Annotated in this window: 5 protein-coding genes; 2 read left to right on the top strand and 3 right to left on the bottom strand. The window is 37.0% G+C overall.

What is annotated here, in order from left to right:
* The coding region (gene rpmI / locus AACZ30_RS13055; protein ID WP_339649887.1) for a 50S ribosomal protein L35 at window positions 1–165 on the top strand (165 nt) is incomplete at its 5' end.
* A gap of 135 nt (window positions 166–300) precedes the next feature.
* A complete protein-coding gene (gene rplT / locus AACZ30_RS13050; RefSeq protein ID WP_057481181.1) occupies window positions 301–645 on the top strand; it encodes a 50S ribosomal protein L20 in 345 nt (114 codons plus the stop codon).
* Window positions 646–867: 222 nt separating this feature from the next.
* On the opposite strand, the gene AACZ30_RS13045 is transcribed toward rplT, so the two are convergent.
* The 3 genes from AACZ30_RS13045 to dnaB all read right to left on the bottom strand — a co-directional run bounded on the left by AACZ30_RS13045 (window position 868) and on the right by dnaB (window position 4,369).
* A complete protein-coding gene (locus tag AACZ30_RS13045; RefSeq protein WP_339649882.1) occupies window positions 868–1,290 on the bottom strand; it encodes a secondary thiamine-phosphate synthase enzyme YjbQ in 423 nt (140 codons plus the stop codon).
* Window positions 1,291–1,473: 183 nt separating this feature from the next.
* Complete coding sequence (locus AACZ30_RS13040) at window positions 1,474–2,823, bottom strand: asparagine synthetase B (RefSeq protein WP_339649881.1); 1,350 nt, start codon at window positions 2,821–2,823, stop codon at window positions 1,474–1,476.
* Window positions 2,804–4,369 (bottom strand): replicative DNA helicase, encoded by a 1,566-nt coding sequence (gene dnaB, locus AACZ30_RS13035; protein ID WP_339649880.1) that lies wholly within the window; start codon window positions 4,367–4,369, stop codon window positions 2,804–2,806. The genes AACZ30_RS13040 and dnaB overlap by 20 nt, the downstream gene beginning before the upstream one ends.
* Window positions 4,370–4,503: the final 134 nt, after the last annotated feature.

Here is a 4,503-nt window from a genome sequence, read left to right as displayed (position 1 = left end):
AAGCGTTTTAAGCTTACCGGTACTGGTAAAATAAAAAGAAAGCACGCGTTTAAAAGTCACATCTTAACAAAGAAGTCTAAAAAACGTAAGCTAGCCTTAACGCATAGTACTTTAGTACACGATGCAGATAAGGACAATGTTAAACTTATGTTGCGTTTAAAGTAACAATAAGCTCTTAACGGTTTAATTAATTTAAAAACCCTGGAGTTGGGCAACACTTCGATCGCGCTTAGTGTGAAAGATTGAAGTTTAAGTTAAAAGTGTCGATTATCGACCGCCTGCTACAAAACACATAAAAATATGCCAAGATCAGTAAATTCAGTTGCAAAGAGAGCCAGAAGAAAAAAGGTTCTTAAGCAAGCAAAAGGTTACTTCGGACGTCGTAAAAACGTTTGGACAGTAGCAAAAAATGCGGTTGAGAAAGCTATGCTTTACTCATACAGAGACCGTAAAGTAAAGAAGCGTAATTTCCGTTCACTATGGATTATGCGTATTAACGCTGCAGCCCGTGAACACGGTATGTCTTATTCTCAATTTATGGGAGCTGCTAAAGCCGGTGGAATAGGTTTAAACCGTAAGGTACTTGCCGATTTGGCAATGAACCATCCAGAAGCTTTTAAAGCGATTGTAGATAAAGTAAAGTAATTACAAATTAGTTATATACTCTCTTATTTAAAAATCCGGTTCTTTTGAGCCGGATTTTTTTTGTTTTTATTTTTCGATGAGTTTACAAACGACTGATTTAATTTGTGTACTAAATAAATGACACACTTTTTTTACCACTAATACACAAAAATTCTTATAGAACTTATTAGTGAATTCGCGGCTTCTTTGTTCCCTACACAGTTCCTTGCAACCGTAATAAACTTAAATCCCGTAAAGGCTTAAAACCAATTTTCGCGAACCTCCATTATTTCTATGTTCCGCCAAATAAATTCCCTGCCAGGTTCCCATATTTAATTTTCCATTAGTTACAGGAATCTGAAGTGAACTTCCCAGTAAGGAAGCTTTAATATGCGCCGGCATATCGTCTGATCCTTCCAACGTATGTTTGTAATACGGCATATTTTCTGGCACCATTTCGTTAAAATGACTTTCGAAATCCTCACGCACCGTAGGATCGGCGTTTTCATTAATGGTTATTCCTGCTGAAGTATGTTTTATAAACACATTTAATATTCCTGAATTAATTTCTTTTAATTCCTGCATTTGACTTTCCACTTCTTCGGTTATCAAATGAAATCCTCTAGATCTTGCTTTTAATTTTATTTCCTTCTGAAGAAATTTCATAGTTACTTCTTATTATTTTCTTTTAGATAAATTCCTGTTGCAGTTAAAATTCCGACTGAAATTAATAATATTCCATATACTGAAGAAGGCAATGTAATTACATTAGTCAGATCTAAAATGAGAAATACCACCAAAATCAAGTTGATGACACTTAAGATTTTCAACAAAAGACTTAGTTTCATTTTAGGTTTTTTGAGGCTTTTTCTTCGCCGCCGGGAAAAGTACATTATTTAAAATTAGCCTATAACCCGGGGAAGTTGGGTGCAAATCAAGTTCGGTCTTTGGATCCCCTACTCTATGCTGATAATCTTCAGGGTCGTGGCCTCCGTAAAAAGTAAAAAACCCTTTTCCTTTTATTCCGTGAATATAACGAGCTTCACCATTTAATTTACTTTCGCCCATCACCAAAACATTGGCTTTAATATTATTGGGATTATAAGCTGTTGTTTGCCCCATAAATCCTTTAACCAATCGCGTGTGGTTTTGAGTTAACATTGTAGGCACCACATCCCATTTTGCTGAAAAATCCATCAGCGTAAAATAATCAGTTTCCTTCGGAATATTTCTTTTAGCAGTCATATCTATAGAGGAAAACTCGTAAACCATCGGGCTGCGTTCCAGGGTGAAATCGGTAAAGGCGAATGTTTTACTGAAATCTATTTTAGATTGATAACCGGGTTCGCTGGGATCGCCATCAAACATAGTTTCGGCAATATCTACTCCTTTTGCAGCAAGGGCAATATCAAAACTATCGGTAGCGCTGCACATTGCAAACATAAAGCCGCCGCCAACAACATAATCTCTAATTTTTAAAGCAACATCCCGTTTTTCTTCGGAAACCTTATTATATCCCAACTTCTGTGCTAAGGCCTCAGCTTCTTCTTTTTCCTGAATATACCAGGGCGTAGTTCTAAATGTTCTATAGAATTTCCCGTACTGGCCGGTAAAATCTTCGTGATGCAAATGCAGCCAATCATATAAAATGAGCGCATCATTTAATACGGCTTCATCGTAGATGGTTTCATAAGGAATTTCGGCGTAAGTCAGCGCCATAGTCACCGCATCGTCCCAGGGTTTATTCCCCTGTGGAGAATACACCGCAATTTTTGGAGCTTTCTCTAACACCACAGTTTCCATATTCTGGGAAGGACTACTGATTTCTTCTAAAATCGACTGTGTTTTATTATCACTTATTATTTCAAAAGAAACTCCACGTATTTGGCATTCCTTACGTAATTCTTCGGTATCTGAAATTAAAAAGGAACCACCGCGATAATTCAGCAACCATCTCACTTCTAACTCTTCTTCTAAAGCAAAATAGGTTATTCCGTAGGCTTTTAAATGATTCCTTTGAGAGTCTCCATCCATAGGAATTAGCAATTGTGAGGCTGAAACTTTAAAAGAATTTAAAGTCAGGAAAACAAAAAAGACCAGAAGAACGGTAAATTCCCCGTTTTTCTGGTCTTTTAAAACAATATTATTAAACTTAGTCTTACTTATTTTTTCAGAATTTTTAAAATGGAACTTCGTCATCATCATCATTATTAAACCCACTATTCATCGAGCTACCAAAAGCTTCGTTTGCACTGGGATTTGGCAGGTTTGGAGAATTAAATTCGTTCTCATCATTCTCTCCTGTATTCATTTTGGAATGATATTCAAAAGGCGAATCGAACTCTTCTAAGTTATCAAATTTACCAAGATGACCAATAAATTTAAGACGTATATTTTCCAGTCCACCGTTTCTGTGCTTGGCTACAATAAATTCACCCTGCCCATCGGTTGGTGTTCTTTCTTCATCATCCCATTCTTCAATTTTATAGTATTCTGGACGATAAATAAAGGATACAATATCGGCATCCTGCTCAATCGCTCCAGATTCCCTAAGATCAGAAAGCAATGGTCGCTTACTGCCACCCCTGGTTTCTACCGCACGCGATAGCTGAGAAAGTGCAATTACCGGGACATTAAGTTCTTTAGCCAAAGCTTTAAGGTTACGGGAGATCGTTGATATTTCCTGCTCCCTGTTTCCGCCACCTTTTTGGCTTCCACCAGCCGTCATTAACTGCAAATAATCAATAACAATAAGCTTGATCCCGTGTTGGGAAGCCAACCTCCTGGCTTTTGCTCTAAGGTCAAAAATAGAAAGTGAAGGTGTATCATCTATAAATAAAGGAGCATTTTCAAGATCTTTTACCTTTACGTTAAGTTGCTCCCATTCGTGCTTTTCAAGATTTCCGGTTCTTAATTTTTCTGATGAAAGACCGGTTTCCGAAGAAATTAATCGGGTAATTAGCTGCACGGCTGACATCTCCAAAGAGAAAAATGCCACCGGCATATTTTGTCCAACCGCAATATTCCTGGCCATAGATAAAGTTAAAGCCGTTTTACCCATACCTGGACGCGCTGCAACAATAATAAGGTCACTGGGCTGCCAACCGGAAGTTAACTGGTCTAACTTATCAAATCCTGACGGAACACCACTTAAACCTTCTTTATTCGAGATTTCTTCAATTCTATTCTTTGCCTGGATTACCAAACTCTGGGCAGTCTCGGTAGATTTTTGAATATTCCCCTGGGTTACTTCATATAATTTGGCTTCAGCGCTATCTAAAAGGTCAAAAACATCGGTAGATTCATCGTAAGCTTCCTCAATAATTTCGTTTGAAATTTTAATAAGGCTACGCTGAATATATTTTTGAAGAATTATACGAGCGTGAAACTCAATATGGGCAGAAGATGATACTTTTTGGGTTAATTGAATGAGGTAATAATCGCCGCCGGTTTTTTCAAAATTACCATCTTTCTTTAATTGGTTAGAAACGGTTAATAAGTCAATCGCCTCAGTATTTTCGAAGAGCTTGTGTATTGCTTCAAAAATTAATTTATGGGAGTTTTTATAGAAAGCATCAGGGCTTAGGATGTCAATTATTTCATCTACCCCTTTTTTATCTATCATCATCGCCCCCAACACAACTTCTTCTAAATCAACAGCTTGTGGCGGAAGCTTGCCTTTTTCAAGGCTAATAACATTACTTTTTTTTGCCGAAAATTGCTGCGGGGCGGTCATTTTATCCATATTACGAAAGTATAAAATTTGTTAAGAGCATCTTAATATTAGAATGGTTAGTTAATTAACCGGTAATCAACAATTCACTTGTTGAAAACTTAATAATAGTGTTGATAAGTGCAAAAAAAACCGAAACCAGGGTT

This window comes from uncultured Salegentibacter sp., assembly GCF_963972535.1.
Taxonomy (GTDB): domain Bacteria; phylum Bacteroidota; class Bacteroidia; order Flavobacteriales; family Flavobacteriaceae; genus Salegentibacter.
Note: the sequence above shows the minus strand (reverse complement) of the source record. Positions and strands in the feature narration are given on the sequence as shown.

Bases quoted from the DNA above. Each gene is read 5' to 3' on its own strand.
- AACZ30_RS13045 (WP_339649882.1), bottom strand. From the start codon at position 1,290: ATGAAATTTCTTCAGAAGGAAATAAAATTAAAAGCAAGATCTAGAGGA.
- dnaB (WP_339649880.1), bottom strand. From the start codon at position 4,369: ATGGATAAAATGACCGCCCCGCAGCAATTTTCGGCAAAAAAAAGTAAT.
- AACZ30_RS13040 (WP_339649881.1), bottom strand. From the start codon at position 2,823: ATGACGAAGTTCCATTTTAAAAATTCTGAAAAAATAAGTAAGACTAAG.
- rplT (WP_057481181.1), top strand. From the start codon at position 301: ATGCCAAGATCAGTAAATTCAGTTGCAAAGAGAGCCAGAAGAAAAAAG.